Here is a 26,773-nt window from a genome sequence, read left to right on the forward strand (position 1 = left end):
ACAAGGCGCCTACCCGCGCGAATCGAAATCCAGCCCGCAGTCGTGCGATACGCTGGCCACGACGGAACGCGCCGCAGCGACGGCATCGTTCTCGACGACGATGCGGGGCCTGCGGTCCAGCGTGCAAGCCAAGCCTTCGCGCAGGAACGTGGCGTGCGCCTGTGCCAGCGATATCCCGGCGTCCTCGCCGAAACACCCCGCCTCGCACAGCGCGACGATCAACGCAGCACTGTTGCGTGGTGCCAACAGCGTGGGATGCACCCACGACTCCCGCAGCACGAGGTATTGCAGCAGGAACTCGAGGTCGACCAGGCCGCCCGCCCCCTGCTTCAGGTCGAAGCGCGACGCGTCGCTGCGATCGAGCTCGGCGCGCATCCGCGCGCGCATGCCGATCACGTCGTCGCGCAACTTCGCCGTGTCGCGCGGACGCGACAGGATCTCCTGGCGGATCGCGTCGAAGTCGGCCAGCAACGATGCGTCGCCGGCCACGCCGCGTGCGCGGACCAGCGCCTGGTGTTCCCAGGTCCAGGCGCGTTCGCGCTGGTAATCGCGATAGCTGGCCAGCGACGACACCAGCATGCTCTTGCTTCCATCCGGACGCAGCCGCGTGTCCACTTCGTACAAGCGGCCGGCGCCGGTCTGCGCGCCGAGCAGCGCGACCAGCTTCTGCGCCAGCCGCGCATACCAGCGCGTGGCGTCGAGCGGACGTAGGCCTTCGGATTCCGCCTGTGCCGGTGCGTCGTACAGGAACACCAGGTCGAGGTCCGAACCGAAGCCGAGTTCCTCTCCCCCCAGGCTGCCGTAGCCGATCGCGGCGAAACGTCCGCCGGCGATGCGTCCATGCGCGGCCACGACCTCGGCCTCGGCCATGCGCAGCACCGCCCGCACCACCGCATCGGCGAGCCAGGCGAGTTGACGGGTACTGTCCTGTGCCGGCTGGCGACCGTCGAGCGCCGCAAGGGCGACGCGGAAGCTCAATGCCTGGCGGCGCTCGTTGAGCGAACGCAATTGCTGTTCGGCGTCCTCTTCCTGCAATGCCGCTTCGATCTCCGCCTGCAGGCCGGCCTGGTCGGGCAGCGGTCCGGCGACACGCGCATCGAGCAGCTCATCGAGCAGCAGCGGATACATCGCCAGGCGTTCGCCCAGCAGCGCGCTGCGCGCGAGCACGTCGACCAGCCTCGCCAGCGCGCTGGGCTGCTCGTCGAGCAGGGCCAGGTAACTGGTGCGGCGCAGGACGGACTGCAACAGGCCCAGCGCGCGCTTCAGCGCGGCATCGGGCTGAGCGGAACGCGCGGCCGCTTCGAGCAAGGCGGGCAGCACGCGATCGAGCCGTACTCGCGCAGCGTCGGACAGCGCGCGCACGCCACCCGACTGGGCGAAATCGCGCAGCAGGGCATCCGCGCTGCCCGCATCGGCGAACCCGGCCGATGCCAGCGTTTCCGTTTCGCCGCCGTCCGGCAACGCGCGCCAGTACACGGCCAGCGCCCCAGGCTGCATGTCGCGGCGGCGTGGCGCCAGCAACTGGGCGAATTCGGTGGAGACGCGTGCGCGCACCTCACGCAGTTCGACCAGCAGCGCTTCCCAATCCGCATGGCCCATGCCGATGGCGATGCGCGCGCGATCCGACGCGTCTTCCGGCAACGCATGGGTTTGCGCGTCGCGCAGCATCTGCAGGCGATTCTCCAGCTTGCGCAGATGGCGATACGCATCCGCCAGCGCCGCGCCATTGCCCGCATCGATCTGTCCGGCCTGCACCAGCGCCTGCAGCGCGGGCAGCAGGCGGCGTTCGCGCAGGCTCGCTTCGCGACCGCCGCGGATCAGTTGCAAGGCCTGGGCGAGGAATTCGATTTCGCGGATGCCGCCGGGCCCGCGCTTGATGTCGTCGGCCAGTTCGCGCCGCGCCACTTCCGCGGCGATGGCCGCCTTCATTTCGCGCAGGCCGTCGAGCGCGGTGTAGTCCAGGTAACGGCGGTAGACGAACGGACGCAGGCTCTGCAGCCAGGCTTCGCCCGCGGCGATGTCGCCGGCCACCGCGCGCGCCTTCATCCACGCATAGCGCTCCCAGTCGCGGCCCTCGCGCTGGAAATACTGGTCCATGCCGGCGAACGACAAGGCGACGCGGCCGGCATTGCCGAACGGACGCAGGCGCAGGTCGACGCGATGGCTGAACCCGTCGGCGGTGGGTTCGTCCAGCAGGCGCGCCAAACGCTGGCCGAGCCGCGCGAAATATTCCTCGGCTGCCAGGGGGCGCGCGCCATCGGATTCGCCGCCCTGCGCGTAGCAATAGACCAGGTCGATGTCGGAGGAAAAATTCAGTTCGCCGCCACCGAGCTTGCCCAGGCCGAACACCACCAGCCGCTGCATGCTGCCGTCGCTGGCGCGCATCACCCCATGCCGCTGGGCGAATTCGGCTTCCAGCGCGGCCAGGGCGGTCTGCAGGCATCGCTCCGCCAGCCGCGTGCTGCCGGCGAGGATTTCCTCGACCGGCGCGCCTTCGACCACGTCGCGCCAGACGAGCCGGGTCGATTCGGCAGTGCGATAGCGGCGCAGGCGTTCCGGCCACGTCGCCGGCGCATCGGCAGTCAGCTCCGGCGACGGCAGCGGCGTAGCCGCATCCGTGGCCAGCTGCGCCAGCAGTTCGGGCTGCCGGCGCAGGGTTTCGATGGCGAAGTCGCTGGCCACGGCCAGAGCGCCGAGGCGTTCGCGCAGCGACGGGTCGTCGGGCAGTTCGGGCAGGCGCGCCAGGGCACGGGCGCGCAGGGCGTCGAGTTCGGGGAAGACGGCGGGATCCACGCACGGATTCTGACATGCCGCCCCTGCGCACCAGCCCGCTGCGGGTCGGCCGGCAAATCGCGGGCATAAAAAAGCCCGCAATGGCGAGGCCAGTTGCGGGCTCTGCTCCCTCCCCCACGTCGGGTAGCGAGCGCATCGTGCTCAGCCGCACACAATCTTGCACGCTGCAGTGCAAAACAGTACCGGGGAGTTCAGGGCGACAGGCGAAGCTGAACGCTCTTCGGCCCCGGAAAAAAAACCCTCGCGGTGGGTTTCGCGCTGCGGATGACCGACGGATCGACGCCCGCATGGATCACGATCTCGCCCTGCCGAGCCTCAGCCCGACCGGGTTTTTCGAGGGGGAACAAGCCGCCGCTCCCGCGGCCAACCGGGCTAGGATGACTGGAAGAACGGGGAGAGATCGAGCTTGCGGAACATGAGAGGACTCACCTTGGCCGCCGCGGTCCTCGCGTTGGCAGCGTGCGGTCGCGACAGTGCCGAGCCACCCACGCCGGCAGGCGTCACCGCAGCCACCCGCATCGATTTCGCGCATGTCGCCAATTACGCCGCACCGCCGCTTCCCGCTTATTTCGACGAGACGGTCGCGGCGCTGGACAACAGCCCGGCGTCCAACCCCATCGATGATCGAGTGGCGACGCTCGGGCGCGTGCTGTTCCATGATTTGCGCCTGAGCACCAACAACCGCGCTTCGTGCGCCTCCTGCCACCAGCAACGGTTCGGCTTCACCGATCCGATGCGCTTCAGCAACGGGATCAGCACTGCCGGCACCACCGATTTCCACGCCATGCGGCTCGGCAACCTGCGTTACTGGCAACCGGGAACCACGTTCTGGGACAGGCGCGCCGCCAATGCGGAGGCGCAGGCGAGCCATCCGCTACACAGCCTGGTCGAGATGGGCTGGAACGAGCCCGCGGGCGGCATCGACGCGCTGATCCGCAAGATGGCGGCGACGGCCTATTACCCGGAGCTGTTCGCCTGGGCGTTCGGCGACACCACGATCACCGAGCCGCGCATCCAGCAGGCGCTCGCCCAGTTCGTACGTGCGATGGTCTCGCGGGACAGTCGTTGGGACGCCGGCTATGCGCAGGTCTTCTCCACCACCGCGCCGATGCGGGCGCTGGACGTCGACCTGCCGAATTTCACGCCGGAGGAAAACCGCGGCCGGCACCTGTTCATGGCCGGCGTGGACGAAGGCGGCGCCGGCTGCGCATCCTGCCACCTGCCTCCGACCTTCGCCCTGGCAGCGGACGCGCGCAGCAATGGCCTGGACGACGGAGAGACGCGCCTGTTCAAGGCGCCATCGCTGCGCAGTGTCGGCCTGACCGGGCCCTACATGCACGACGGCCGGTTCGCGACCCTGGCGGAAGTGGTCGATTTCTACGCGACCGGTGTGCGCGACGGCCCCGCGCTCGATCCGCGCCTGCGCCAAGGATCCGGGCCACGGCGCCTGGACCTGAGCGCGGCCGACCGCGCGGCGCTCGTCGCCTTCCTCAAGACGCTTGACGACCCGGTGCTCAGCACCGACCCCCGCTTCGGCGATCCGTTCCGGCGCTAGCTGGCCCGGATCGCGTACAGAGTCGCGTTGCTGATCGCATAGACCCCGCCGTCGGCACCGATCCAGGTCGGCGTGTAGGCCTGGCCGAGGCCGGAGTTGAGCCGCACGTTCTGCGAGAACGTGTTCGTGGTGAGGTCCCAGCGATACAGGACGCCGTCTTCGTTGTTGGCGAGGATCGACTTTCGCAGCGGATCCGCGGCCATGGTGTTGATGCACCATTCGCGCCGCGCCGTGGCCGAGCCGACGTCCAGCGTCGGCCCGAGGATGGTCAGCACCTCGCGCATCACCTGGATGGTCGGCACGATCGTATCGGCCTGGCTCGCGCCAGGATCGAGGACCGCGAGCTGGTTCAGTCCCGTGCCCGTGTTGACGCCGGCATAGTTGTTGTACTTCTGCGCCAGCAGATAGGTCGAAGTGCCGGTGTAGGACGGCACCATCGACGCCGGGATCACGCTTGGCGACACGTCCCAGCCGAAGCTGCCCGGTACGCCCACCGGATTCAGCAGGGCATCGAACTGCAGCAGCCAGCCGCGCGCGTTGTGGGTTCCGAACGTCCTTTCCAGCACGCCGTAGAACACCCGGCCGTCCGGGCCGACTACCGGCGATGCCGTGCCGTCGTCGCTGACGCGCGCCGGAACGCCCAGGTTCGGATCCATCAGCACGACGCTGGCGCGCGTCGCGAGCGTCGTGCTGTCCAGGGCCAGCAGGACCCCGGTCTGGGTCGTGCCCGGCGCGCCGCGGTTCGCCGCGATATAGACGGTGGTGCCGTCGATCGAGAGCGCCGGCGCGCAATTGAGCACCGGCTTCTGGATCGTGGAATCGCCGGCCGCAAGGGCAACGCCGACCCAGATCGCCGTGCCATCCGGCGCGACCCGGGCAACGCCGCTCACCAGCCCGGCGGGATTCGCTCCGGTCACCTGGAAGCCGAAGAAGACATTGCCTTGCGCGTCCGCGGTAAGCGGCGTGTTGATGAATACACTGCCGTCGAATGCGGCGGGATTGGCGTTGTATTGGGCAGTGCCGTAAAAGACCTGCGGCGCCAACGTGCCATTGGGCGCGTCCCCGTCGTTGCGCACCAGCAGCTTGCCGCCAGCGCCCGGCACATAGAGACGGCCTTGCGCAGTGAGCAGCGGGCTGTAGGGCGGCAGCCAGTTGTGCGGCGGCATCACGTAGTCCGTATCCGCCGACCAGATGAGCGTGCCGTTCGCGCCGTTGCGGCCTTCGATCCGATAGCCGCCGGTGGCGGTCTTCTTCACCGGAATGACCACGGTGTTGTGGGTCGTCACGACCGGCGAGCCGTAGTGGGTGAGCAACGCGCCGGCCGGCGTGTATTGCGGGTCGAGATCGACCTTGGTTGTCCAGGCGACGTGCCCCAAGTCCTGCGAGGCGATCGCGCTCGCCGCCGTGTGCTGCGCATCGCGCCCATAGCCGAACCAGGCGGGGCCGGTCACGGGCGGGGGTGGCGGCGGGGGCGGTGGAGAGGGCGGCGACGGAGCGGGACTCGAATTGCCTCCGCCCCCACCGCCACCGCAGGCGGCGAGCGCGATGGACGAAGACAGCATCGCCAGCGCCTGGCGGCGCGAAAGGAGCAAGGGAGGCGGCGGAACGGGATGGCGGCTCATCGCGCAGGCATGCTCCTTCGGTTCGATGCGGCGCACTCTGCCGCAAACACGAAGCCCGGCACAAGGCCGGGCTTCGTGGTCGAGCTTGGCGGAGGGCGCCGGATCAGAAATCCATGCCGCCCATGCCACCCATGCCGCCCGGCGGCATCGCCGGTTCTTCCTTCTTCGGGGCCTCGGCCACCATCGCTTCGGTGGTGATCATCAGGCCCGCGATCGACGCGGCGTTCTGCAGCGCGGTGCGGGTGACCTTGGTCGGGTCGAGGATGCCGAACTGGACCATGTCGCCGAACTCGCCGTTGGCGGCGTTGTAGCCGAAGTTGCCCGAACCGGCCTTGACCTGGTTGACGATCACCGACGGCTCTTCGCCGGCGTTGGTGACGATCTCGCGCAGCGGGGCTTCCATCGCGCGCAGGGCGATCTGGATGCCGTGGTTCTGGTCTTCGTTGATGCCCTTCAGGCCTTCGATGGCCGCCTTGGCACGGATCAGGGCGACGCCGCCGCCCGGCACCACGCCTTCTTCCACCGCCGCACGGGTCGCGTGCAGGGCGTCTTCGACGCGCGCCTTCTTTTCCTTCATCTCGACTTCGGTCGCGGCACCGACCTTGATCACGGCCACGCCGCCGGCCAGCTTGGCCACGCGTTCCTGCAGCTTCTCGCGGTCGTAGTCCGAAGAGGTCTCTTCGATCTGCGCCTTGATCTGCTTGATGCGCGATTCGATCGCACCGGTGTCGCCGGCGCCGTCGATGATCGTGGTGTTTTCCTTCGACACCTGCACCTTCTTGGCGCGACCGAGGTCCTTCAGGGTGGCCTTCTCCAGCGACAGGCCAACTTCTTCCGAGATCACGGTGCCGCCGGTCAGCACGGCCATGTCTTCCAGCATCGCCTTGCGGCGGTCGCCGAAGCCCGGGGCCTTCACCGCCACGACCTTGACGATGCCGCGGATGGTGTTGACCACCAGGGTCGCCAGCGCTTCACCTTCGACTTCTTCCGCCACGATCAGCAGCGGCTTGCCGGCCTTGGCCACGCCCTCGAGGACGGGCAGCAGGTCGCGCACGTTGGAGATCTTCTTGTCGTGCAGCAGGATGAACGGATCGTCCAGGTCGGCGCTCTGCGACTGCTGGTTGTTGATGAAGTACGGCGACAGGTAGCCGCGGTCGAACTGCATGCCTTCGACGACGTCGAGTTCGTTCTCCAGGCCCGAACCTTCTTCGACCGTGATCACGCCTTCCTTGCCGACCTTCTTCATCGCGTCGGCGATGATGTTGCCGATCGACTCGTCGCTGTTGGCCGAGATGGTGCCGACCTGGGCGATGGCCTTGTCGTCGGCGGTGGGCTTGGACAGCTTCTTCAGCTCGTCGACGGCGGCCACGACGGCCTTGTCGATGCCGCGCTTCAGGTCCATCGGGTTCATGCCCGCGGCCACGGCCTTCATGCCTTCGCGGATGAACGCCTGGGCCAGCACGGTGGCGGTGGTGGTGCCGTCGCCGGCGTTGTCGCTGGTCTTGGAAGCGACTTCCTTGACCATCTGCGCGCCCATGTTCTCGAACTTGTCGGCCAGTTCGATTTCCTTGGCGACGCTGACGCCGTCCTTGGTGATGGTCGGGGCGCCATAGCTCTTCTCGAGCACGACGTTGCGGCCCTTCGGGCCCAGGGTCGCCTTCACGGCGTTGGCGAGCACGTTGACGCCGCGCACCATGCGCGAACGGGCGTCTTCGCCGAAACGGATGTCTTTGGCAGCCATTGCGATTACCTCAAAAGGAATTCAGTAGGAATGAGTTCTGTGGGAGACGAAGGGCGATCAGAGGATCGCGAAGATGTCGTCTTCCTTGACCACCAGCAGTTCCTGGCCATCCAGCTTCACTTCGGTGCCGCTGTACTTGCCGAACAGGACCTTGTCGCCGACCTTGACCTGCGGCGCGCGCACGTTGCCGTTATCGAGCACCTTGCCGGCGCCGACGGCGATGACCTCGCCCTTGATCGGCTTTTCAGTGGCCGAATCCGGGATCACGATGCCGCCCGCGGACAGCTTCTCTTCTTCCATGCGCTTGATGACCACGCGGTCGTACAGCGGCTTGATGTTGGACATGGCAACCTCTGCAAATGGTTGATTGTTGGGGAAAAACCCGGCGATTTTAGCAGTCGGGCAAGCCGAGTGCCAGAATCGCGGACGAAGAAACCGGGCAAAGCCCGGGGTGCCATGGAGATGGGGCGGCCAGACCGGCTTTCAAGGGGGCGACGGCAATGGCGCACCAACCCGAGGGGAACATCCGTCGCGCAGCTCACCTGTCCGATGGCAGGTCACCGTGAAATGCGGGTCGCCAAACAAAAGAGCGCACATGACGAGTCATGTGCGCTCCGAGGGAACTGGGGAACATCCATTTGCGGTGAATCCAAACCTGCGCCACTCCCGCCGCCGACATCCTGTCTGCCAGCGTCCTTGCCGGCGTGCATAGAAATAGCCCCGGGAAAGGAGTCTGGGAAGCCGAATTCTGCAACAGGCAGCTCAAAAACCAGCCAGTTCCAGTACCGATAACATTAGTACCCCGTTGTTTTTATTCGCCTTCCTAAAACTTTGGATACCACAAGCGAACATCCTGCGCCTATTATTGCTCACCTGGTTATTATTGGTAGCGAAAAACACGCCGCCACCACCCGCGACCCGCAATGGGGAAGCGGTAGCAGAGAACACCCATGACCCCACAGGAACGCATTCGCCTGGCCCGCCGCTCGGCCGGCCTGTCGCAAAACCAGCTGGCCAAGATGGTCGGCGTGCAGCGCAGCGCGGTCAGCCATTGGGAAGCCCCCAACGGCAAGAGTCCCAGCGTGGCGCACCTGCGCGAAGTCGCCCTGGCCACGTCCAGCCAGTTCGAATGGCTGGCCACCGGCCGCGGCAGCATGACCCTGCTGAAGGAAACCGCGCTGGATTCCATCGCCACGGCCGAGGCCATCCTGGTGGAGGATCCGACCGAATTCCGCTTGGTGCTGGCCTTTCGCGAAGCGCCCCTGCGCGCGCGGGTGGCGATGCTGGAAGTGATGGAAGCCCTCGCCACGCAGCGTACCGGCCGGAGCCGTCGCACGGCGCCCTGAGCGGGCGTTCGGGACTTGCCGCCGGTCCGGAAAAAGGCGGTCTGCGATAATCCGCCGATGCCCGTCGTCATCGCCTTCTGCACCTGTCCGGACACCGGCAGCGCCGCCCGCATCGCCGCTGCGCTGGTCGAGGAACGGCTGGCAGCCTGCGTGAACCGGCTACCCGGGGTAGCCTCCACCTATCGCTGGCAGGGGCGAATCGAACAGGCCGATGAGGTCCTCTTGCTGATCAAGACCACCGCCGACTGCCTGCCGGCACTGCGGCAGCGCCTGCCGCAGCTGCACCCGTACGAACTGCCGGAGCTGGTTGCGGTCGAAGCCACCGGCGGCCTGCCGGCCTACCTGGACTGGGTCGCCGCCGAGACCCGCCCCGACGAGCGAAACGAATGAGCTGGTTGCGTCCCCTTTTGGCCTTGCTGGCCCTTGCCCTCGCCTTCCCCGCCGCCGCGGTCGACGAGAACGACCTGCTGCCGGTCGACCAGGCCTATGTGTTGAGCGCCAGCGCACCGAGCCGCGACCGCATCGAGCTGCACTGGAAGATCCACGACGGCTACTACCTGTATCGCCATCGCACCAGCGCCACCGCGACCGGTTTCACCGCCGGCGCGCTGCAATTGCCGCCGGGCACGCCGCACGAAGACGAGTTCTTCGGCAAGGTCGAGACCTATCGCGGCGAACTGCTCGGCGTGCTCACCGGCACCGCCAGCGCCGACAAGGTGACGCTGAAGGTCAAGTACCAGGGCTGTGCCGACGCCGGCATCTGCTATCCGCCGCAGACCCGCACGCTGACCGTGACCTTGCCGCCGGCTGCGGCCGCGGCGACGCCGTTGCCGGGCGCACGTCCGACAGGCGCATCGTTGTTCGGCGTGGGCACCGGCTCGACGGCAGGCGCCACCGATGCGGCGCCGCTGCCGGCCGAGCAGGCGTTCCGGTTCGAGGCCATCGCCAACAACGGCAACGAACTGCTGCTGCGCTTCACCCCGGCGCCCGGCTACTACCTGTACCGCGATCGCACCAGCCTGGCGCTGGAAGGCGCGAAGGGCATCGCCCTGCAACGGCCAAAATGGCCGAAGGGCGCGAACTACCACGACGAGCATTTCGGCGACGTGGTGGTCTACTTCGACCAGATCGATGTCCCGGTGCCGCTGCTGCGCGAGCACGGGCTCGCCTTCGACGCGACCCTGAAGGCGACGTTCCAGGGCTGCCAGAAGGAGGGCATCTGCTATCCGCCGATGACCCGGCGGGTGAAGCTGTCGGTGCCGAAGGGCGCGGTCAGCAAGCCGTCGGAAATCGAAGCGCCGGTCGCGACGCCGATGCTCGCGCCGCTGCCCGGTGCCGATGCCAATGCGAGCGCGCCCGCGATCGAAAGTCCGACGGCCGCACCGACGAATGCCGCAGTGCCCGCCAATGCGGCCAACCCGCCGCGCCAGCCGCCGCCTGCAGATGCCGGAAATCGGCCAAGCATCGGCTTGTGGCTGGCCTTGCTGCTCGCCCTCGGCGGCGGCTTGATCCTCAATCTGATGCCCTGCGTGCTGCCGGTGCTGTCGCTTAAGGCGCTGTCGCTGGCGCAAAGCGGCGAGAGCCGCGAACACGCACGCCGCCACGCCCTTGCCTACACGGCCGGCGTGCTGGTCAGCTTCGCCGCACTCGGTGCACTGGTGCTGGCCTTGCGCAAGGCCGGACTGGCGCTGGGCTGGGGCTTCCAGTTGCAGCAACCGCTGGTGGTCGCGGTGCTGGCCCTGGTGGTGTTCGTGTTCGGGCTGAGCCTGTCGGGACTGTGGTACGCCAGCATCGGTATCGGCCAGCGCGGCAGCGCGCTGATGCAAGGCGGCGGCACCCGCGCGGATTTCTTCACCGGCGTGCTGGCGGTGGTGCTGGCGACGCCGTGCACCGCCCCGTTCATGGGCAGTGCGCTGGCCTACGCCTTCGCCGGCCCCGCGGCGGGCGGCATGCTGGTGTTCCTGATGCTCGGCCTCGGCCTGGCCCTGCCGTTCCTGCTGATCGGCTTCGTGCCGGCGCTGGCGCGCCTGTTGCCGAAGCCAGGCGCGTGGATGGAGACGCTGAAGCAGTTGCTGGCCTTCCCGATGTACGTCACCGCCGCGTGGCTGGTGTTCGTGCTGGCCTCGCTTCGCGGTGCCGAAGCCGTGTGGCAATGGCTGCTGGCGGCGATCGCGCTGGCGTTCGTCGTGTGGGCCTGGACGCGGTCGCGCCAGACCGGGCGCAACGGCTGGAGGATCGCCGCGCTGCTGGTCCTGGTCGCGACGGCATGGCCCCTGGTGAACCTGTATCGCTTGCCGAAACCCGAAGCGGCGGCCGCGACCGCACGCGACGGCCTCGCCCGCGTCGCCTACTCCGAACAGGCGCTGGCCGACCTGCGCGCGCAACACCGCGTGGTATTCGTGAACATGACCGCGGACTGGTGCGTGAGCTGCAAGGTCAACGAGAAGGCCGTGTTCTCCCGCGCCGGCTTCCGCGCCGCGCTCGAATCCGCCAACGCGGTCTACATGGTCGGCGACTACACCGACGTCGATCCGGCGATCACCGCCTTCCTCGAAAAACACAAGGCGGTCGGCGTGCCGCTGTACGTGGTCTACCCGCGCAACGGCGGCGAAGGCGAAGTGCTGCCGACGATCGTGACCCAGTCCATCGTCGACGGCGCGTTGCAGCGGGCCGCGCAATGAAACCCGCAACGAAGATCGTGCTGGCGGCATTGGCCGCCGGCGTGCTCGGCGTCGCGGCCGGGTTGTGGCGGGAAGGTCGCTTCACTTCTTCTTCCTCCGCGCCCGCGGCGGCACCGGCCGTCGCCGGGGCCGAGGTGGGCGATCCCTTGCCCTCCGTCGCCCTGCCCGACCTGGACGGCAAGATCGTCGACCTGCGCACCCGCTTCGCCGGAAAACCGCTGCTGATCAACGTCTGGGCCAGCTGGTGCGGGCCGTGCGTGAAGGAAATGCCGGAACTGGAGCGCTTCTCCCGCGAACAGGGGACCCACGGGACCCAGGTCGTTGGCCTGGCGCTGGATACTCCGGAAGCCGTGCGCGAATTCCTTGGCCGGGTGCCGGTCGGCTACCCCATCGTGCTGGATATGCCCGGCCCGGCGGACGCCAGCGTGCGCCTGGGCAATACCCGTGGCCTGTTGCCCTACAGCGTGCTGGTCGGCGCCGACGGCCGCATCGCCAAGCGCAAACTGGGGCCATTCGAGGCCGGGGAAATCCGCGACTGGGCCCGATAAGTCCCGTAGTGCTGCCCTTCGGGACCGGATCCGGAATTCAAACAATCATTTAAATCGCCGACAACTCCGCCGAACTGGACACTAAAGCCGGCTTCGCGCAGACTTCCCGCCCACTCACGGAGGCGCGTCATGGCGAAATTGCTGGTCCTGCATGGGCCCAACCTCAACCTGCTGGGCACGCGCGAGCCGCAGATCTACGGTCACGAGACCCTGTCCGACATCGACGCCGACCTGCGCGCCCGGGCCATGGAAAAGGGTCACGACCTGGAGACCTTCCAGTCCAACGCCGAGCACGAGCTGGTCGCCCGGGTCCAGGCCACGCGCGAAGACGACACCGACTTCATCCTGATCAACCCGGCCGCCTTCACCCATACCTCGGTCGCCCTGCGCGACGCCCTGGCGGCGGTCGGCCTGCCCTTCATCGAAGTGCACCTGTCCAACCCGCACGCGCGCGAGCCGTTCCGCCAGACCAGCTATTTCAGCGACCTGGCCGTCGGCGTGGTCAGCGGCTTCGGCCCGCTGAGCTACGGCCTGGCGCTGGTCGCGGCGATGCGCCAGATCGACGGTACCGAGTAACCGTTCCCGCCGGATCGGGCCCCCGCCCGTCCGCGCGACCGACTTTTCGAATTCAACCCAGAGGCCACCATGGACCTGCGCAAGATCAAGAAACTCATCGACCTGCTGGAAGAATCCAACCTCGCCGAAATCGAGATCAAGGAAGGCGAGGAATCCGTGCGCCTGGCGCGCGCGCCCAAGGGCGGCTACGCCCCGGTCGCCGCCGCGCCGGTCGTGGCCGCGCCCGCGCCGGCCGCGCCGATGCCGATGAGTTCGCCGACCGAAGCCAGCTCCGGCGGCAGCGCCAAGCCGGCGTCGCCGGGCCTGCCCGAGGGCCATGTGTTGCGCGCGCCGATGGTCGGCACCTTCTACGCCTCCTCGGCACCGGACAAGCCGCCGTTCGTCACCGTCGGCCAGACGGTCAAGGCAGGCGACACGCTGGCGATCATCGAGGCGATGAAGATGTTCAACCCGATCGAGGCCGACGTTTCCGGCACCGTGGTCGCCATCCTCGGCGAAAGCGGCCATCCGGTGGAATTCGACCAGCCGCTGTTCGTGATCAACTGAGGCGCGCGCGATGCTCGACAAGGTCGTAATCGCCAACCGCGGCGAAATCGCGCTGCGCATCCTGCGCGCATGCCACACGCTGGGCATCCGCACGGTGGCGGTGCATTCCACCGTCGACCGCAACCTCAAGCACGTGGCGATGGCCGACGAGTCGGTGTGCATCGGCCCGGCGGCGTCGAAGGACAGCTACCTCAACATCCCGGCGATCATCGCCGCGGCCGAGGTCACCGACGCGCAGGCGATCCATCCCGGCTACGGCTTCCTCAGCGAGAACGCCGACTTCGCCGAACGCGTGGAGCAATCCGGCTTCATCTTCATCGGCCCGAAGGCCGACACCATCCGCATGATGGGCGACAAGGTCGAAGCGATCCGCGCGATGCAGGCCGCCGGCGTGCCCTGCGTGCCCGGCAGCGGCGGTCCGCTCGGCGACGACATCATCGCCAACACCAAGATCGCCCGCGAGATCGGCTACCCGGTGATCATCAAGGCCGCGGGCGGCGGCGGCGGCCGCGGCATGCGCGTGGTCCACGCCGAAGGCGCCTTGAAGGCGGCGATCGAAACGACCAAGTCGGAAGCGAAAGCCGCGTTCGGCAACGGCGAGGTCTACATGGAGAAATTCCTGGAGAATCCGCGCCACGTGGAGATCCAGGTGCTGGCCGACGGCCAGGGCAACGCCATCCACCTGGGCGAACGCGATTGCTCGATGCAGCGCCGCCACCAGAAGGTGGTCGAGGAAGCGCCGGCCCCCGGCATCAGCGCCGAGCAGCGCGCCGAGATCGGCAAGGTCTGCGTGGAAGCCTGCATCCGCATCGGCTACCGCGGCGCCGGCACCTTCGAGTTCCTGTACGAGAACGGCCGCTTCTACTTCATCGAGATGAACACCCGCATCCAGGTGGAGCACCCGGTGACCGAACTGATCACCGGCATCGACCTGGTCGCCGAACAACTGCGCATCGCGGCCGGGCAGAAGCTGTCGATCAAACAGGAAGACATCCAGATCAACGGCCATGCGATCGAGTGCCGGATCAACGCCGAGGATCCGGAGACCTTCCTGCCGAACCCCGGCACGATCGCCGGCTTCTATCCGCCGGGCGGTCCCGGCGTGCGCGTGGACACGCACATCTACACCGGCTACCGCGTGCCGCCGAACTACGATTCGATGATCGGCAAGCTGATCGTGCACGGCCCCGACCGCGAAACCGCGATCGCGCGCATGCACGTGGCGCTGAGCGAGTTCATCGTCGACGGCATCAAGACCAACATCCCCTTGCAGCAGCGGATCATGCGCGACCAGGGTTTCCGCGCCGGCGGGCAGAACATCCACTACCTGGAAAAGCGCCTGGCGGAACGCAAGAACAAGGCGATTTCGCTGGGGTGAGGCGCCGCTGCCTGCGGCGCCGGGCGTCATTCCCGCGCAGGCGGGAATCGCTGCACCGCTTTTCGTCATCCCGGCGCAAGCCGGATCCAGCCTTGCTGCCGCTTTGCTTTTGCTCGTCATTCCTGCGCAAGCAGGAATCCATTTTGATTTTTGCGGTTGCTTCTGCCTTTGGCCGAAAGAGCAACGGCAAAATGGATCCCAGCGTTCGCCGGAATGACGTGCACGGCCGAGCCCTGATCCGGGCTTGCACCGAAATGGCGAACAAAAGCGTACGCTTCCCGTCTGCTTACCCTCTTCGCTCCGTCCCATGCCCTACCTCGAGCTTTCCCTACGCTGCACCGAAGATCGGCAACCACGCTACGAAAACGCGCTGGAGGACGTCGGCGCGCTGTCGGTGACCATGCTCGACGCCGATGCGGACACCTCGAACGAACGCGCGATCCTCGAGCCGGGCGTCGGCGAAACACCGCTGTGGAACTCGCTGGTGCTGATCGCGTTGTTCCCCGCCGAAACCAATGCACTGGCATTGCTCGCCGCGCTGGAAGCGTTCGATCCCGGCCTCGACTGGTCGCAGGCATCGTTCCGCACGGTCGAGGACGAAGACTGGGAACGCGCATGGCTCGACCAGTTCCAGCCGATGCGCTTCGGCGCGCGCACCTTCATTGTGCCGTGGAACCACGAGCTGCCCGACGAAGCGAACACGTCGGATGCCGCAGTGGTGCGACTCGATCCCGGCCTGGCTTTCGGTTCCGGTACCCATCCGACCACCGCGCTGTGCCTGCGCTGGCTGGACGAACTGGCTGCGCATGGCGAACTGCAGGGCAAGCCGGTGCTGGATTTCGGTTGCGGCTCCGGCATCCTCGCCCTGGCCGCGCTGAAGCTCGGCGCAGCGCGCGCGGTAGGCGTCGACAACGACCCGCAGGCGCTGGTCGCCAGCCACGACAACGCAGAGCGCAACGAGGTCGGCGACAGGCTGGCGGTGTACCTGCCGGCGGACGAACCCGTCGCCACCTACCCGGTCGTCGTCGCCAACATCCTCGCTTCCGCGCTGGACGCGCTGGCCGAAACCCTCGCGGCGCGCGTCGCGCCGGGCGGGCGGATCGCGCTGTCGGGCATCCTGCACGGACAGGAAGGCGAACTGCTGCAGCGCTATGCCGCGTGGTTCGATCGCTTGGCCGCGACGCAGGACGGCGACTGGATGCGCATCGACGGCGTGCGCCGCTGACGGCTTCCTCGTCCCGCGCCGGGCATGCTTGAATAGCGCGTGCCCCGGATCTGCCCGCATTGCCGTTTTCCATTCGACCCCGATTGGGGCGACGACGCCGTGCCCGCGGCATGCCCGCGTTGCGGTGGACAGCTGCGCGCTGCGCAAGCGAATTCCGCGCCGATGGGCATCGCCACGTTCCTGCGCACGCCGACGTCCGACGACACGTCGGCAAAATCCCTGGCCGACGCCGGCATCGATACGGAGAAGGCGGAAAACGCAGGCTCTGCCCCTGCCAAAGCGGAAGTCGCTTCCGCGGTGGAGACCCCTGCGAGGCCGGCCGCAGCAATGCCGCCTGCAACCAATCCGGCATCTGCAACCGTCAAGGCTTCGCCCAGCTTTGCCCGGCGCACGGTGGAACCCGCGACTTCCCGCCGCGCCGCGCTGTGGCAATGGATCGCGCTTGGATTGCTGTTGTTCGCGTTGCCGCTGCAACTGCTGCTGGCCGACCGTTCGCGCCTCGCCGCCGATGCCGAATGGCGCCCGTTGCTCGCGTCGCTGTGCGGCGTGTTGCATTGCGAGCTGCCGCCGTGGCGCGAGCCGCAGGCCTTCACCATGATCGAGCGGGACGTGCGTCCCATTCCCGGTTCGCCGGGCGAGCTCCAGGTCCATGCGACGTTCCGCAACGATGCGCGCTGGGCGCAGTCTTGGCCACGCCTGCAGTTGTCGTTGGCCGATGCCGACGGCCGCAAGGTCGGCGCGCGCGATTTCGATCCGCGCGAATACCTGGGCCGCGCGCCCGCCGACCTGCTGCAAAGCGGACAGAGCGCACGGATTGCGTTCCGTATTCGTGAACCGGCCGCGCCCGCGGCCGCTTTCCAGTTCGAGTTCCGTTGATTCTTCCCACGTTCCGACCAGCGGGCATGTGCACGCGGGCGGATCACGCGCTAGACTCCCCTCCCCGCCGCAGCCGGCGGGTTGCCGATTCATCCACGGGACTTTCCTTGAACGTCGCCTCCACCCGCCACGACGCCAATCGTGGCCCGTCGAAACCGCCATTGCGCGAACACGTGGCCCAATCCGTGCGCCGCTACCTGCGCGACCTGAACGGCTGCGACGCGGATGACGTGTACGAGATCGTGCTGCGCGAGATGGAAATCCCGCTGTTCGTTGAAGTGCTCAACCACTGCGAAGGCAACCAGAGCCGCGCCGCTGCGCTGCTGGGTATCCACCGCGCCACCCTGCGCAAGAAGTTGAAAGACTACGGGCTGGCCTGAAGTTCTTCCTCCCCCCTTTGAAAAAGGGGTACTGAGGGGGATTTGCTTTTCAGCGGGTTTCGCGCGCTTTCGACAGCCGAATGGCTGGTCAAGGGGCAACGGCAACGCCGATACCGCCCCGCCGCTATAATTTGCGTCCCACCCGCTGCACCCCTCCCCATGTCTGCCGATCTCCTGCCCGTGCGCCGGGCATTGCTTTCCGTTTCCGACAAGACCGGCCTGGTCGAACTGGCGACAGCCCTCGCCGCCCGCGGCATCGAATTGTTGTCCACCGGCGGTACCGCCAAGGCGATCCGCGATGCGGGCCTGCCGGTGAAAGACGTTTCCGACATCACCGGTTTCCCCGAGATCATGGACGGCCGGGTCAAGACCCTGCACCCGAAGGTGCACGGTGGCCTGCTGGGCCGGCGCGGCATGGACGATGCGGTGATGGCCGAACACGGCATCGAAGGCATCGACCTGCTGGTGCTGAACCTGTATCCGTTCGAGAAGGTCACGGCGAACCCCGACGCGAAGTTCGACGACATCGTCGAGAACATCGACATCGGCGGCCCGGCGATGCTGCGCGCCGCGGCGAAGAACTTCGCCTACGTCGCCGTCGCCACCGATCCGGCGCAATACGCCGGCGTCGTCGAAGAACTGGGCGCGAACGACGGCCGGCTGTCGGCGCAGACCCGTTTCAAGCTGGGCGTTGCCGCGTTCAACCGCGTCGCCCAGTACGATGCGGCGATCAGCAACGTGCTTTCGGCGATCGAAATTCCCTCGGACGAAGGCGCGAAGAACCGCAAGCGGTTCTCCGACCAGGCCAACGGTTCCTTCGTCAAGGTCATGGACCTGCGCTACGGCGAGAACCCGCACCAGCAGGCCGCGTTCTACCGCGACCTGTATCCGGCGCCGGGTTCGCTGGCGACCTTCGTCCAGTTGCAGGGCAAGGAACTCAGCTACAACAACATCGCCGACAGCGACGCGGCGTGGGAATGCGTGCGCCAGTTCGACGTGCCGGCCTGCGTGATCGTCAAGCACGCCAATCCCTGCGGCGTTGCCGTCGGCGCCAGCGTGCTGGAGACCTACGAAAAGGCCTACGAAACCGACCCGACCAGCGCGTTCGGCGGCATCCTCGCCTTCAACCGCACGCTGGATGCGGCGACTGCGAAGACCATCCTCGACCGCCAGTTCGTCGAAGTGCTGATCGCACCGGATTACGAGGAAGGCGCGCTGGACTACGCGAAGAAGAAGGCCAACGTGCGCGTGCTGCGTATCCCGCTGGCCCCGGCCAGCAGGAACTTCATCGACACCAAGCGCGTCGGTTCCGGCCTGCTGATGCAGACCGCCGACGACCGCGTGGTGGGCCGCGACGAGCTGAAGGTGGTGGGCAAGATCGCACCGACCGAAGCCCAGTTCGCCGACCTGCTGTTCGCGTGGAAGGTGGCCAAGTTCGTCAAGTCGAACGCGATCGTCTACGCGAAGGACCAGCGCACCATCGGGGTCGGCGCGGGCCAGATGAGCCGCGTGTATTCGGCGCGCATCGCCGGGATCAAGGCGGTCGACGCGAACCTGGTCGTACCCGGCTCGGTAATGGCCAGCGACGCGTTCTTCCCGTTCCGCGACGGCATCGACGCCGCCGCCGAAGCCGGGATCAAGGCGGTCATCCAGCCCGGCGGCTCGATGCGCGACAACGAGGTGATCGCCGCGGCCGACGAGCACGGCATCGCGATGGTGTTCACCGGCGTGCGGCATTTCCGCCACTAACGCTTCACTGCCGTCATCCCGGCGAAAGCCGGGGTCCATTTTGACTTTGCCTTTGCCTCGCAGTTCGACGTAAAAAAACAACGGCAAGATGGATTCCGGCTTTCGCCGGAATGACGATCTAGGAGTTTTTCGAATGAAAATCCTCGTCATCGGTTCCGGCGGTCGCGAACACGCCCTGGCCTGGAAGCTCGCGCAATCGCCGCGCGTTTCCGAAGTGATCGTCGCGCCGGGCAACGCCGGCACCGCGCGCGAGGACAAGTGCCGCAACGCCAACGTCGAAGTGAAGGACCTCGACGGCCTGCTGCGGCTGGCGCAGGACGCGAAGGTGGAGCTGACCGTGGTCGGCCCGGAAGTGCCGTTGGTCGCCGGCGTGGTCGACAAATTCCGCGAAGCCGGCCTGCGCATCTTCGGCCCCACCGCCGCTGCCGCGCAGCTGGAAGGCAGCAAGGCCTTCGCCAAGGACTTCCTCAAGCGCCACGGTATCCCGACCGCGTTCTACGAAGTGCATACCGACGTCGATGCCGCGCTGGCCTACGTGCGCGACAAGGGCGCGCCGATCGTGGTCAAGGCCGACGGCCTGGCCGCCGGCAAGGGCGTGATCGTGGCGATGACGCTGGAAGAGGCCGAGGCCGCCGTGCGCGACATGCTCTCGGGCAACGCCTTCGGCGATGCCGGTGCGCGCGTGGTGATCGAGGAGTTCCTCGACGGCGAGGAAGCCAGCTTCATCTCGATGGTCGACGGCAGGACCGCACTGCCGATGGCGACCTCGCAGGACCACAAGCGCGTCGGCGATGGCGACACCGGCCCCAATACCGGCGGCATGGGCGCGTATTCGCCCGCGCCGGTGGTCACGCCGGAAGTGCATGCGCGGGTGATGCGCGAAGTGGTGAACCCGACCATCGCCGGCATGAACGCCGACGGCATGCCGTTCACCGGCTTCCTCTACGCCGGCTTGATGATCGACAAGGCCGGCGCCCCGAAGGTGATCGAATTCAACGTGCGTTTCGGCGACCCCGAGACGCAGCCGGTGATGCTGCGCCTGCGCTCCGACCTGGTCGAACTGGTCGAAATGGCCATCGACGGGCGCCTGCACGAAGCCGAAGCGCAATGGGACCCGCGCCCGTCGCTGGGCGTAGTGATGGCGGCCGAAGGCTACCCGGACGCGCCGCGCACCGGCGACGTCATCAATTCCTGGGATGCCCCGGACGTCGACGACACCAAGGCCTTCCACGGCGGCACGCGGGCCGAGGGCGAGAACGTCGTGACTGCGGGCGGTCGCGTGCTGTGCGTGGTCGCGTTAGGCGACAGCATCGCCGAAGCCCAGCGCAAGGCCTACGCCGAAGTCGCCGGGATCTCCTGGCCTGGCGAGTTCCACCGCCACGACATCGGCTGGCGGGCGATCGCCCGCGAACGCGGGGAGTAAGCCGATGCAGGAACGCGTCGAACCGTTCCGCGCGTTCGCCATCAGCCAGCTGGCGCGCGCCCTGGAATCGCAGGGCCGCTCGGTCATCCACATGGAATTCGGCCAGCCCTCCACGCCGGCACCGGCCCGGGCGCTCGCCGCCGTGCGCGACGCGCTCGACCGCGATCCGCCCGGTTACTGGGAAAGCCTGCCGCTGCGCCAACGCATCGCGCACCACTATCGCGAACGCCATGGCGTGGACGTCGATCCGGCCCGGGTCGTCCTGACCTGCGGCGCTTCACCGGCGCTGTTGCTGGCCCTGCTGACCCGGTTCCAGGTGGGCGAGCGCATCGCTTTCGCCCGGCCCGGCTACGTCGCCTACCGCAACACCGCGCGCGCCGCGCACCTGCGACCGGTGGAAATCGGCTGCGGCCCCGAATCGCGCTACCAGCTCACTGCCGCGGCACTGGCGGCGCTGGACCCAGCGCCGGCCGGCGTGATCCTCGCCAGCCCGGCCAATCCCACCGGCACGATCATCGCGCCGGAGGAACTGCAGGCCATCGTCCGCGTCTGCCGCGAGCGCGGCACCGCCATCGTTTCCGACGAGATCTACCACGGCCTGCATTACGGCGAAGCCGCGCATTCGATCCTCGAATACGCGCCCGAGGCCTTCGTGGTCAACAGCTTCTCCAAGTACTACAGCATGGTCGATTGGCGCCTGGGCTGGCTGCTGGTTCCCGAAGCATACGTCGACACCGTACGCGCCTACGCCGGCAACCTGTTCCTGACCCCGCCATCGCCCAGCCAGCAGGCTGCGCTGGTGGCGATGGACTGCGACGACGAGTTGGAAGGCCACCGCCAGGTGTACGCGCGCAACCGCGCCCTGCTGCTGGAAGCGCTACCGTCGATGGGACTGCAACGGATCGCGCCGCCCGACGGCGCGTTCTACATCTGGGCCGACGTGGGCCATCTCACCGACGACAGCCTCGCCTTCTGCATGCGGCTGGCGCAGGAAACCGGCGTCGCCCTCGCGCCGGGCATCGATTTCGATCCGGTCGACGGCCACCGTTTCATCCGTTTCAGCTTCGCCCCGGGCACCGGGCAGGTCGAGGAAGCGCTGCGGCGGCTGCGGCCCTGGTTCGCCGCGCAACCGTCCATCCGCTGACCCTCCGGCGCGACGCAGGGGAACGCCAACCCCGCCGTTTCCGGTGCGATACTCCGGATTCCATCCACGCACGGGGAAAAGCGAGATGAACGACAACGCACGCGCCGATCTCGGCAAGCTGGTGTTGCGCCTTGCATTGGGCGTCCTGATCCTGCTCCACGGCATCGCCAAGCTGAAAGGCGGATTGGCCGGCATCGTCGGCATGGTCGAGGCCCAGGGCTTGCCAGGCTTCGTCGGCTACGGCGTGCTGATCGGCGAAGTACTCGCCCCGGTACTGGTGATCCTCGGCCTGTACGCGCGCATCGGCAGCCTGTTGATCGCAGCCAACATGCTGGTCGCCCTGGCGCTGGTGCATATGGGCCAGTTCGGCCAGCTCAACGAGCAGGGCGGCTGGGCGTTGGAACTGCAAGGCATGTATCTCGCCACCGCCGTCGCCATCGCGCTCCTTGGCCCAGGTACCTACAGCATCAACCGCAAGTAACGCTGCGCGCCACGGCGAGGGCCGGTTGGCCTTCGCCGTGGTGATCATGCACCCTCCTGCGTCTCCTGCGGCGCAGGCTGCAACTGCCCTGCCAATTCCTCCAGCGCCGAAATCTGCTGTTCCAATGCATCGTGCAGTTCGCTCTGGCGCGTCATCAGCGCCTCGATCGCATCGGCCTGGCCGAACTTCTTCAGCTCGCCGTCGAACAGCAACCACTGCGCGGTCAACTGCTCGACGTAGTTCTTGGCGTAATGCCGCATTTCCCGGAGCTGGTTCAGGCTGTCGTTGACCTGCTCCAACGGCGTCTTGGTTTCCGTGGACATGGCGACCTCCTCGCGGATGCGCCCGCAGCGTAACCACGCGAAGCTGGCTCGGAGCCGAACGCGGGAGTTCGCCGTAAACATCGCGTGAATAAGCGCCGCGCAGCTCCCGCACGAATGCAGCGCACCGTCCCGCGCGGCTTTCAACCGTCGGCGCGTTCGCTCCCACGATCCTCGGCGGCGGCCACGACGCGGATTCGCCACGTATTGCGTCCCGCCTGCTTGGCCGCGTAAAGCGCGGCGTCGGCGACCAGCAGGAGCGTGTCCGCGTCGGTGGGCTCGGCCGCGTAAGCGATGCCGATACTGGTGGTGGCGATCAGCCCGGTGCCGTCGATGTCGATGCTGTGATGCATCTCGGCGACGAGCTGGCGCGCGATCGATTCCGCGGCATCGGGCAAGGCCACGTCCTCGATGATCACCGCAAACTCATCGCCACCCAGGCGCGCGACCAGGTCGGTGCGACGCACGCACCCGGTCAGGCGCTGGGCGAACGAACGCAGCACCCGATCGCCGGCGGCATGGCCCCAGGTATCGTTGATGCCCTTGAAGTGGTCGACGTCCAGATACATGAGCGCGATCGGCGTGCGGTGGCGCTGCATGCGCAACAGAGCAAGGCGGAGGCGTTCCTCGAACTGGCGGCGATTGGCCAGGCCGGTCAGCGGGTCCACGCGCGCCATCTGTTCCAGCTCGCGGCGGCTCTCCGCCAACGCGGCTTCAGCGGCCACGCGGCCGGATACGTCGCGGCCGGTGTAGATGATGTCCATGCCGTCGCTGTCGATACTGGGAATCGGCCGGGTCACCGCTTCGATCCAGACGTAATGCCCGTCCTTGTGCTGCACGCGATAGATCGCCGTATGCGCTTTCCCGTCGGCGAGCACCTCTTCCATGGCCTGTTGCTGCATCGCGCGATCATCGGGGTGGACCAGGCTCCAGCGCATGCCCAGCATCTCGTCTGGCGACCAGCCGAGGATGTCGCGCGCCGAGGGCGAGACGTACACGCGTTCGCCGCTGGGGCGCATCCGCACGATCACGTCGTGCGAGTAGTCCGCCAGCATGCGGAAGCGCAGTTCGCTCTCGCTCAGCCGCGCGTGCAGGCGCTTGCGCTCGGCCATCGCCAGCGCCACCGGGATGGTCATCACGCATGCGCCGGCGACGTAGAGCTGCAACAGGGCGATGTGTCCGTTCCTGCCCAGCGCATCCACCAGCATGATCGGTCCCATGCCCATCGCCGTGGCCACGCTGCCGATGACGCCGAACAGCAGGATGCCCACCGCCACGCCAGCGAAACGATGGCGGAACGCGGCCAGCAGCAGCGGCGGGTACGCGAGGAACAGCACCGGATAGCGCACGCTGAACACCACCGTGCTGACGACCACGATCAGCAGCATGCTGAGGACGAAAGACCAGCGCCGGCCCGGCGCGGTAAACAGGGCGCGGCCCTCGCGATGCACCACCACCGTCGCCGTGGCGAAGATCACCATGCCGACCACGTGGGCCGCATACCAGCTGACGAAACCGCCGAGCAGGTGCCCGCCGCCACGCAGCGCATTCACAATGGAAATGAGCACCCCTGACACCGCACAAGCCGCCAGCGTGGCGACCGTGGCGATGCCGCCCAGCTCGATCCACCGCTTCGGATCGCCGATATCGGGCACCCTGCGGCGCACCACACCGGCGACGATCAGGACCTCGACGATATTGGCCAGGCCGATCGCCGCGGCATGCAGGGGCGCGAATCCGGACGAAAGCCGCGCAAGCACGTCGGCAAGCAGGCCCGCCAGCAGGTAATAAGGCCATGACGCCGTGGGTCGCGACAGCAGCCAGCCGGTCAGGAAGCCGTTGCCGAGCCAGATCGCGGCCAGTTCGCCGGGTCCACGGGTGAATTCGAGCAGCAAACGGTCCAGCAGACCGATCAGTGCCGCCATGGCAAGCACATCCCGCCACATGCGCGCCGGTGTTTGAATGGCAGCCCTCATGCCAACTCGCTCAGCCCGGAAGAAGCGTCAATACCATAGCGAAAATTAATGCCGCGTGGCGAAGCCTCCGCCCCCGGATTCGTAATCCTTTCGTCGTGGAAGGCGCAGAACCGGATCTGCTAGGCTGCGCCGACCCCGGGGAGGACGCATGTCCAGCCATAACCAGTTCCAGTTGCTGCGGCAGCGCCGCTTCCTGCCGTTCTTCGTGACCCAGTGCTTCGGCGCGTTCAACGACAACGTGTTCCGCCAGGCGATCATCGGCCTGCTGTTCTGGATGCAGGCTCCGCCCGCGCAGCGCACCTTGTACGCATCGTTGGCCCCGGCGATCTTCATCCTGCCGTACTTCCTGTTCTCCGCCACCGCGGGACAGATCGCCGAGAAACTGGACAAGGACCGGCTGATCCGCATCACCACGACGATGGAGATCTTCATCATGTCGCTGGCGGCGTTGGCCTTCGTGCTCAAGGCACTGCCGCTGCTGCTGGTGGCGCTGTTCGCCACCGGCGTGCAGTCGACGCTGTTTGGACCGGTCAAGTACTCCATCCTGCCCGCGGTGCTGCATCCGCGCGAACTGACCGGTGGCAATGGCCTGGTCGAAATGGGCACGTCGGTGAGCATCCTGCTGGGCATGCTGGCCGGCGGCATGATATTCGAAGTGTCCGGCGCGCACGGTCCGTGGGTCGCGGGCGCGACGGTGATCGCGCTGGCGGTGTGCGGCAACCTGGCCAGCCGGATGATTCCGCACGTCGGCGCGGCATTGCCCGAGCTGCGCATCAACTGGAATCCGCTTCCCGAATCGCTCGACGTGCTGCGGCTGGCCCGCAAGCAACTGGCCGTGCGCAACGCGGTGCTGGGTGTTTCGTGGTTCTGGTTCGTCGGCACCGTGTTCGCGACCCAATTGCCGGATTACGCGCCGTTGAACCTCGGCGGCTCCAACCTGCTGTACGTGTTCGTGCTGGCGCTGTTCTCCATCGGCACCGGCGTCGGCTCGATGCTGTGCGAGAAGCTGTCCGCGCGCACGGTGGAAATCGGCCTGGTGCCGCTGGGCGCGTTCGGCATGAGTGCGTTCCTGTTCGACCTGTATTTCGCCCGCAGCGGCACGGCGACGGCGCACGGGCTGGACGTGGCCGGCTTCATGGCCCAGCCGGGCAGCTGGCGGATCGTCGTCGACCTGGTCGGCATCGGCCTGTTCGCCGGCTTCTTCGTGGTGCCGCTGTTCGCGCTGATCCAGAGCCGCACGCCGAAGACCGAACTGTCGCGGGTGATCGGCGCGCTGAACATCCAGAACTCCGGCTTCGTGGTCGCCGCCTCGCTGATCTGCCTGGCGTTGCGTACCTGGGCCGGCTGGAGCATCCCGCAGATCTTCCTGGCACTGGCCATCGCCAACACCCTGGTGGCGATCTGGATCTTCACCATCGTCCCCGAATTCCTGATGCGTTTCCTCAGCTGGCTGCTGGTGCGCACGCTGTACCGGCTGCGCCTGCGCGGCATCGACCACGTCCCCGACGAGGGCGCGGCGCTGATCGTGTGCAACCATGTCAGCTACATGGACGCGCTGATCCTGTCGGCTTCGATTCCGCGGCCGGTGCGCTTCGTCATGTACTACCGGATCTTCAACATCCCGGTGATGAGCTGGATCTTCCGCACCGCGAAGGCGATTCCCATCGCCGGCGCGAAGGAGGACCCGGTGCTGATGCAGCGCGCCTTCGACGAGGTGGACGCGGCACTGGCCGATGGACAACTGGTATGCGTCTTTCCGGAAGGCGCGCTGACGAAAAACGGCGACATCGCACCGTTCAAGTCGGGCGTGGAAAAGATCCTCGAGCGACGCCCCGTGCCGGTGATCCCGATGGCGTTGAAGAACATGTGGGGCAGCATGTGGAGCCGTCGAGATTCGCGACTGGGTCGCATGCGCGTGCCGCGGCGCCTGCGTGCGCATGTCGAAGTGGTCGCGGATGCACCGGTCGACGGTGCCGGCGCCACGGCGGAGTCGCTGGAAACGGCGGTGCACGACCTGCGCGGCGACGCGGCCTGAGCGCGACAAGCGCACGGGCCTGCGGCAAACTATCGCTCTTTCATCCAGGGGAACTCCATGAACCAACCACCGCCGATCCACAGCGGGGCGCAGGAATACGTGCCCAACAATCTGGTCTGGGCGATCCTGTCCACGCTGTTCTGCTGCCTGCCGCTGGGCATCGTGTCGATCGTCTATGCCGCGAAGGTCGACGGCCTGCGCGCCGCGGGCGACATCGCCGGCGCGCGCACCGCATCGGACAAGGCGAAGTTCTGGGCCTGGTGGTCGCTGGGCGCCTGGGCCGGGCTGGTCGCGCTGTATCTGCTGTTCGTCGTTGTCCTCGGCATGGCCGGGGCGCTGGGCGGCGCAAACTGAGTCGATTAGACTGCGTCCGGAACC

Annotated in this window: 23 protein-coding genes; 17 read left to right on the top strand and 6 right to left on the bottom strand. The window is 67.4% G+C overall.

Features of this window, described 5'->3' with window-relative positions:
* Positions 1-9: 9 nt before the first annotated feature.
* Positions 10-2,793 (bottom strand): bifunctional [glutamate--ammonia ligase]-adenylyl-L-tyrosine phosphorylase/[glutamate--ammonia-ligase] adenylyltransferase, encoded by a 2,784-nt coding sequence (gene glnE, locus J5837_RS02430; RefSeq protein ID WP_210535126.1) that lies wholly within the window; start codon positions 2,791-2,793, stop codon positions 10-12.
* 430 nt (positions 2,794-3,223) lie between these two features.
* On the opposite strand from glnE, the gene J5837_RS02435 reads away from it, so the two are divergent.
* Complete coding sequence (locus J5837_RS02435; RefSeq protein WP_210535127.1) at positions 3,224-4,348, top strand: cytochrome-c peroxidase; 1,125 nt, start codon at positions 3,224-3,226, stop codon at positions 4,346-4,348.
* On the opposite strand, the gene J5837_RS02440 is transcribed toward J5837_RS02435, so the two are convergent.
* The 3 genes from J5837_RS02440 to groES form a co-directional block, all read right to left on the bottom strand.
* Positions 4,345-5,799: a hypothetical protein gene (locus tag J5837_RS02440; protein WP_210535128.1), complete on the bottom strand. Its 1,455-nt coding sequence runs from the start codon at positions 5,797-5,799 to the stop codon at positions 4,345-4,347. The genes J5837_RS02435 and J5837_RS02440 overlap by 4 nt on opposite strands.
* Before the next feature lie 274 nt (positions 5,800-6,073).
* Entirely contained in the window at positions 6,074-7,711 is a 1,638-nt protein-coding gene (gene groL / locus J5837_RS02445; protein WP_210535129.1) for a chaperonin GroEL, read from the bottom strand.
* 57 nt (positions 7,712-7,768) lie between these two features.
* Positions 7,769-8,056 (bottom strand): co-chaperone GroES, encoded by a 288-nt coding sequence (gene groES, locus J5837_RS02450; protein WP_210535130.1) that lies wholly within the window; start codon positions 8,054-8,056, stop codon positions 7,769-7,771.
* A gap of 605 nt (positions 8,057-8,661) precedes the next feature.
* Between groES and J5837_RS02455 the strand changes: the two genes are divergently transcribed.
* The 14 genes from J5837_RS02455 to J5837_RS02520 all read left to right on the top strand — a co-directional run bounded on the left by J5837_RS02455 (position 8,662) and on the right by J5837_RS02520 (position 22,064).
* A complete protein-coding gene (locus tag J5837_RS02455) occupies positions 8,662-9,057 on the top strand; it encodes a helix-turn-helix transcriptional regulator (protein WP_210535131.1) in 396 nt (131 codons plus the stop codon).
* 57 nt (positions 9,058-9,114) lie between these two features.
* Entirely contained in the window at positions 9,115-9,447 is a 333-nt protein-coding gene (gene cutA / locus J5837_RS02460) for a divalent-cation tolerance protein CutA (RefSeq protein ID WP_210535132.1), read from the top strand.
* Entirely contained in the window at positions 9,444-11,738 is a 2,295-nt protein-coding gene (locus J5837_RS02465; protein ID WP_210535133.1) for a protein-disulfide reductase DsbD family protein, read from the top strand. The genes cutA and J5837_RS02465 overlap by 4 nt, the downstream gene beginning before the upstream one ends.
* Positions 11,735-12,286: a TlpA family protein disulfide reductase gene (locus tag J5837_RS02470; protein ID WP_210535134.1), complete on the top strand. Its 552-nt coding sequence runs from the start codon at positions 11,735-11,737 to the stop codon at positions 12,284-12,286. The genes J5837_RS02465 and J5837_RS02470 overlap by 4 nt, the downstream gene beginning before the upstream one ends.
* A 129-nt stretch (positions 12,287-12,415) precedes the next feature.
* A complete protein-coding gene (gene aroQ, locus J5837_RS02475) occupies positions 12,416-12,862 on the top strand; it encodes a type II 3-dehydroquinate dehydratase (protein ID WP_210535135.1) in 447 nt (148 codons plus the stop codon).
* Positions 12,863-12,931: 69 nt separating this feature from the next.
* Positions 12,932-13,408: an acetyl-CoA carboxylase biotin carboxyl carrier protein gene (accB, locus tag J5837_RS02480; RefSeq protein ID WP_210535136.1), complete on the top strand. Its 477-nt coding sequence runs from the start codon at positions 12,932-12,934 to the stop codon at positions 13,406-13,408.
* Positions 13,409-13,418: 10 nt separating this feature from the next.
* Positions 13,419-14,786, top strand: coding sequence for an acetyl-CoA carboxylase biotin carboxylase subunit (accC, locus tag J5837_RS02485; RefSeq protein WP_210535137.1), 1,368 nt, complete (start codon positions 13,419-13,421; stop codon positions 14,784-14,786).
* Between the two features lie 307 nt (positions 14,787-15,093).
* Complete coding sequence (gene prmA, locus J5837_RS02490; RefSeq protein WP_210535138.1) at positions 15,094-16,011, top strand: 50S ribosomal protein L11 methyltransferase; 918 nt, start codon at positions 15,094-15,096, stop codon at positions 16,009-16,011.
* Between the two features lie 162 nt (positions 16,012-16,173).
* Complete coding sequence (locus tag J5837_RS02495; protein WP_210535139.1) at positions 16,174-16,887, top strand: DUF3426 domain-containing protein; 714 nt, start codon at positions 16,174-16,176, stop codon at positions 16,885-16,887.
* Positions 16,888-16,994: 107 nt separating this feature from the next.
* Positions 16,995-17,267, top strand: a complete 273-nt coding sequence (gene fis / locus J5837_RS02500; RefSeq protein ID WP_210535140.1) for a DNA-binding transcriptional regulator Fis — start codon at positions 16,995-16,997, stop codon at positions 17,265-17,267.
* A gap of 159 nt (positions 17,268-17,426) precedes the next feature.
* The gene (gene purH, locus J5837_RS02505; RefSeq protein ID WP_210535141.1) at positions 17,427-19,016 is read left to right on the top strand and encodes a bifunctional phosphoribosylaminoimidazolecarboxamide formyltransferase/IMP cyclohydrolase; all 1,590 of its coding nucleotides are present in this window, start codon (positions 17,427-17,429) and stop codon (positions 19,014-19,016) included.
* Positions 19,017-19,149: 133 nt separating this feature from the next.
* Positions 19,150-20,439 carry a phosphoribosylamine--glycine ligase gene (gene purD, locus J5837_RS02510; RefSeq protein ID WP_210535142.1) on the top strand — a complete coding sequence of 430 codons (1,290 nt, stop codon included), beginning with the start codon at positions 19,150-19,152 and terminating at the stop codon, positions 20,437-20,439.
* Positions 20,440-20,443: 4 nt separating this feature from the next.
* On the top strand, positions 20,444-21,583 hold the full coding sequence (locus J5837_RS02515; RefSeq protein ID WP_210535143.1) for a pyridoxal phosphate-dependent aminotransferase: 1,140 nt from the start codon (positions 20,444-20,446) through the stop codon (positions 21,581-21,583).
* 85 nt (positions 21,584-21,668) lie between these two features.
* A complete protein-coding gene (locus J5837_RS02520; RefSeq protein ID WP_210535144.1) occupies positions 21,669-22,064 on the top strand; it encodes a DoxX family protein in 396 nt (131 codons plus the stop codon).
* Between the two features lie 44 nt (positions 22,065-22,108).
* Here the strand turns inward: J5837_RS02520 and J5837_RS02525 are convergent, their stop codons facing one another.
* Together J5837_RS02525 and J5837_RS02530 are read right to left on the bottom strand one after the other, a co-directional pair.
* Positions 22,109-22,387: a hypothetical protein gene (locus J5837_RS02525; RefSeq protein ID WP_210535145.1), complete on the bottom strand. Its 279-nt coding sequence runs from the start codon at positions 22,385-22,387 to the stop codon at positions 22,109-22,111.
* A gap of 140 nt (positions 22,388-22,527) precedes the next feature.
* Entirely contained in the window at positions 22,528-24,309 is a 1,782-nt protein-coding gene (locus J5837_RS02530; protein ID WP_210535146.1) for a sensor domain-containing diguanylate cyclase, read from the bottom strand.
* A gap of 199 nt (positions 24,310-24,508) precedes the next feature.
* On the opposite strand from J5837_RS02530, the gene J5837_RS02535 reads away from it, so the two are divergent.
* Positions 24,509-26,395, top strand: a complete 1,887-nt coding sequence (locus J5837_RS02535; protein ID WP_210535147.1) for an MFS transporter — start codon at positions 24,509-24,511, stop codon at positions 26,393-26,395.
* A 57-nt stretch (positions 26,396-26,452) separates the two neighbouring features.
* Positions 26,453-26,749 carry a CD225/dispanin family protein gene (locus tag J5837_RS02540; protein ID WP_210535148.1) on the top strand — a complete coding sequence of 99 codons (297 nt, stop codon included), beginning with the start codon at positions 26,453-26,455 and terminating at the stop codon, positions 26,747-26,749.
* The last annotated feature ends 24 nt before the right edge of the window (positions 26,750-26,773 follow it).

The sequence above is a fragment of the Pseudoxanthomonas helianthi genome (assembly GCF_017939625.1).
GTDB lineage: Bacteria > Pseudomonadota > Gammaproteobacteria > Xanthomonadales > Xanthomonadaceae > Pseudoxanthomonas_A > Pseudoxanthomonas_A helianthi.

Bases quoted from the DNA above. Each gene is read 5' to 3' on its own strand.
- J5837_RS02530 (WP_210535146.1), bottom strand. From the start codon at position 24,309: ATGGCGGCACTGATCGGTCTGCTGGACCGTTTGCTGCTCGAATTCACC.
- prmA (WP_210535138.1), top strand. From the start codon at position 15,094: ATGCCCTACCTCGAGCTTTCCCTACGCTGCACCGAAGATCGGCAACCA.
- J5837_RS02455 (WP_210535131.1), top strand. From the start codon at position 8,662: ATGACCCCACAGGAACGCATTCGCCTGGCCCGCCGCTCGGCCGGCCTG.
- J5837_RS02525 (WP_210535145.1), bottom strand. From the start codon at position 22,387: ATGTCCACGGAAACCAAGACGCCGTTGGAGCAGGTCAACGACAGCCTG.
- J5837_RS02520 (WP_210535144.1), top strand. From the start codon at position 21,669: ATGAACGACAACGCACGCGCCGATCTCGGCAAGCTGGTGTTGCGCCTT.
- purH (WP_210535141.1), top strand. From the start codon at position 17,427: ATGTCTGCCGATCTCCTGCCCGTGCGCCGGGCATTGCTTTCCGTTTCC.
- J5837_RS02515 (WP_210535143.1), top strand. From the start codon at position 20,444: ATGCAGGAACGCGTCGAACCGTTCCGCGCGTTCGCCATCAGCCAGCTG.
- accB (WP_210535136.1), top strand. From the start codon at position 12,932: ATGGACCTGCGCAAGATCAAGAAACTCATCGACCTGCTGGAAGAATCC.
- aroQ (WP_210535135.1), top strand. From the start codon at position 12,416: ATGGCGAAATTGCTGGTCCTGCATGGGCCCAACCTCAACCTGCTGGGC.
- J5837_RS02465 (WP_210535133.1), top strand. From the start codon at position 9,444: ATGAGCTGGTTGCGTCCCCTTTTGGCCTTGCTGGCCCTTGCCCTCGCC.
- groL (WP_210535129.1), bottom strand. From the start codon at position 7,711: ATGGCTGCCAAAGACATCCGTTTCGGCGAAGACGCCCGTTCGCGCATG.
- J5837_RS02540 (WP_210535148.1), top strand. From the start codon at position 26,453: ATGAACCAACCACCGCCGATCCACAGCGGGGCGCAGGAATACGTGCCC.
- cutA (WP_210535132.1), top strand. From the start codon at position 9,115: ATGCCCGTCGTCATCGCCTTCTGCACCTGTCCGGACACCGGCAGCGCC.
- J5837_RS02470 (WP_210535134.1), top strand. From the start codon at position 11,735: ATGAAACCCGCAACGAAGATCGTGCTGGCGGCATTGGCCGCCGGCGTG.
- accC (WP_210535137.1), top strand. From the start codon at position 13,419: ATGCTCGACAAGGTCGTAATCGCCAACCGCGGCGAAATCGCGCTGCGC.
- purD (WP_210535142.1), top strand. From the start codon at position 19,150: ATGAAAATCCTCGTCATCGGTTCCGGCGGTCGCGAACACGCCCTGGCC.
- groES (WP_210535130.1), bottom strand. From the start codon at position 8,056: ATGTCCAACATCAAGCCGCTGTACGACCGCGTGGTCATCAAGCGCATG.
- J5837_RS02535 (WP_210535147.1), top strand. From the start codon at position 24,509: ATGTCCAGCCATAACCAGTTCCAGTTGCTGCGGCAGCGCCGCTTCCTG.
- J5837_RS02495 (WP_210535139.1), top strand. From the start codon at position 16,174: ATGGGCATCGCCACGTTCCTGCGCACGCCGACGTCCGACGACACGTCG.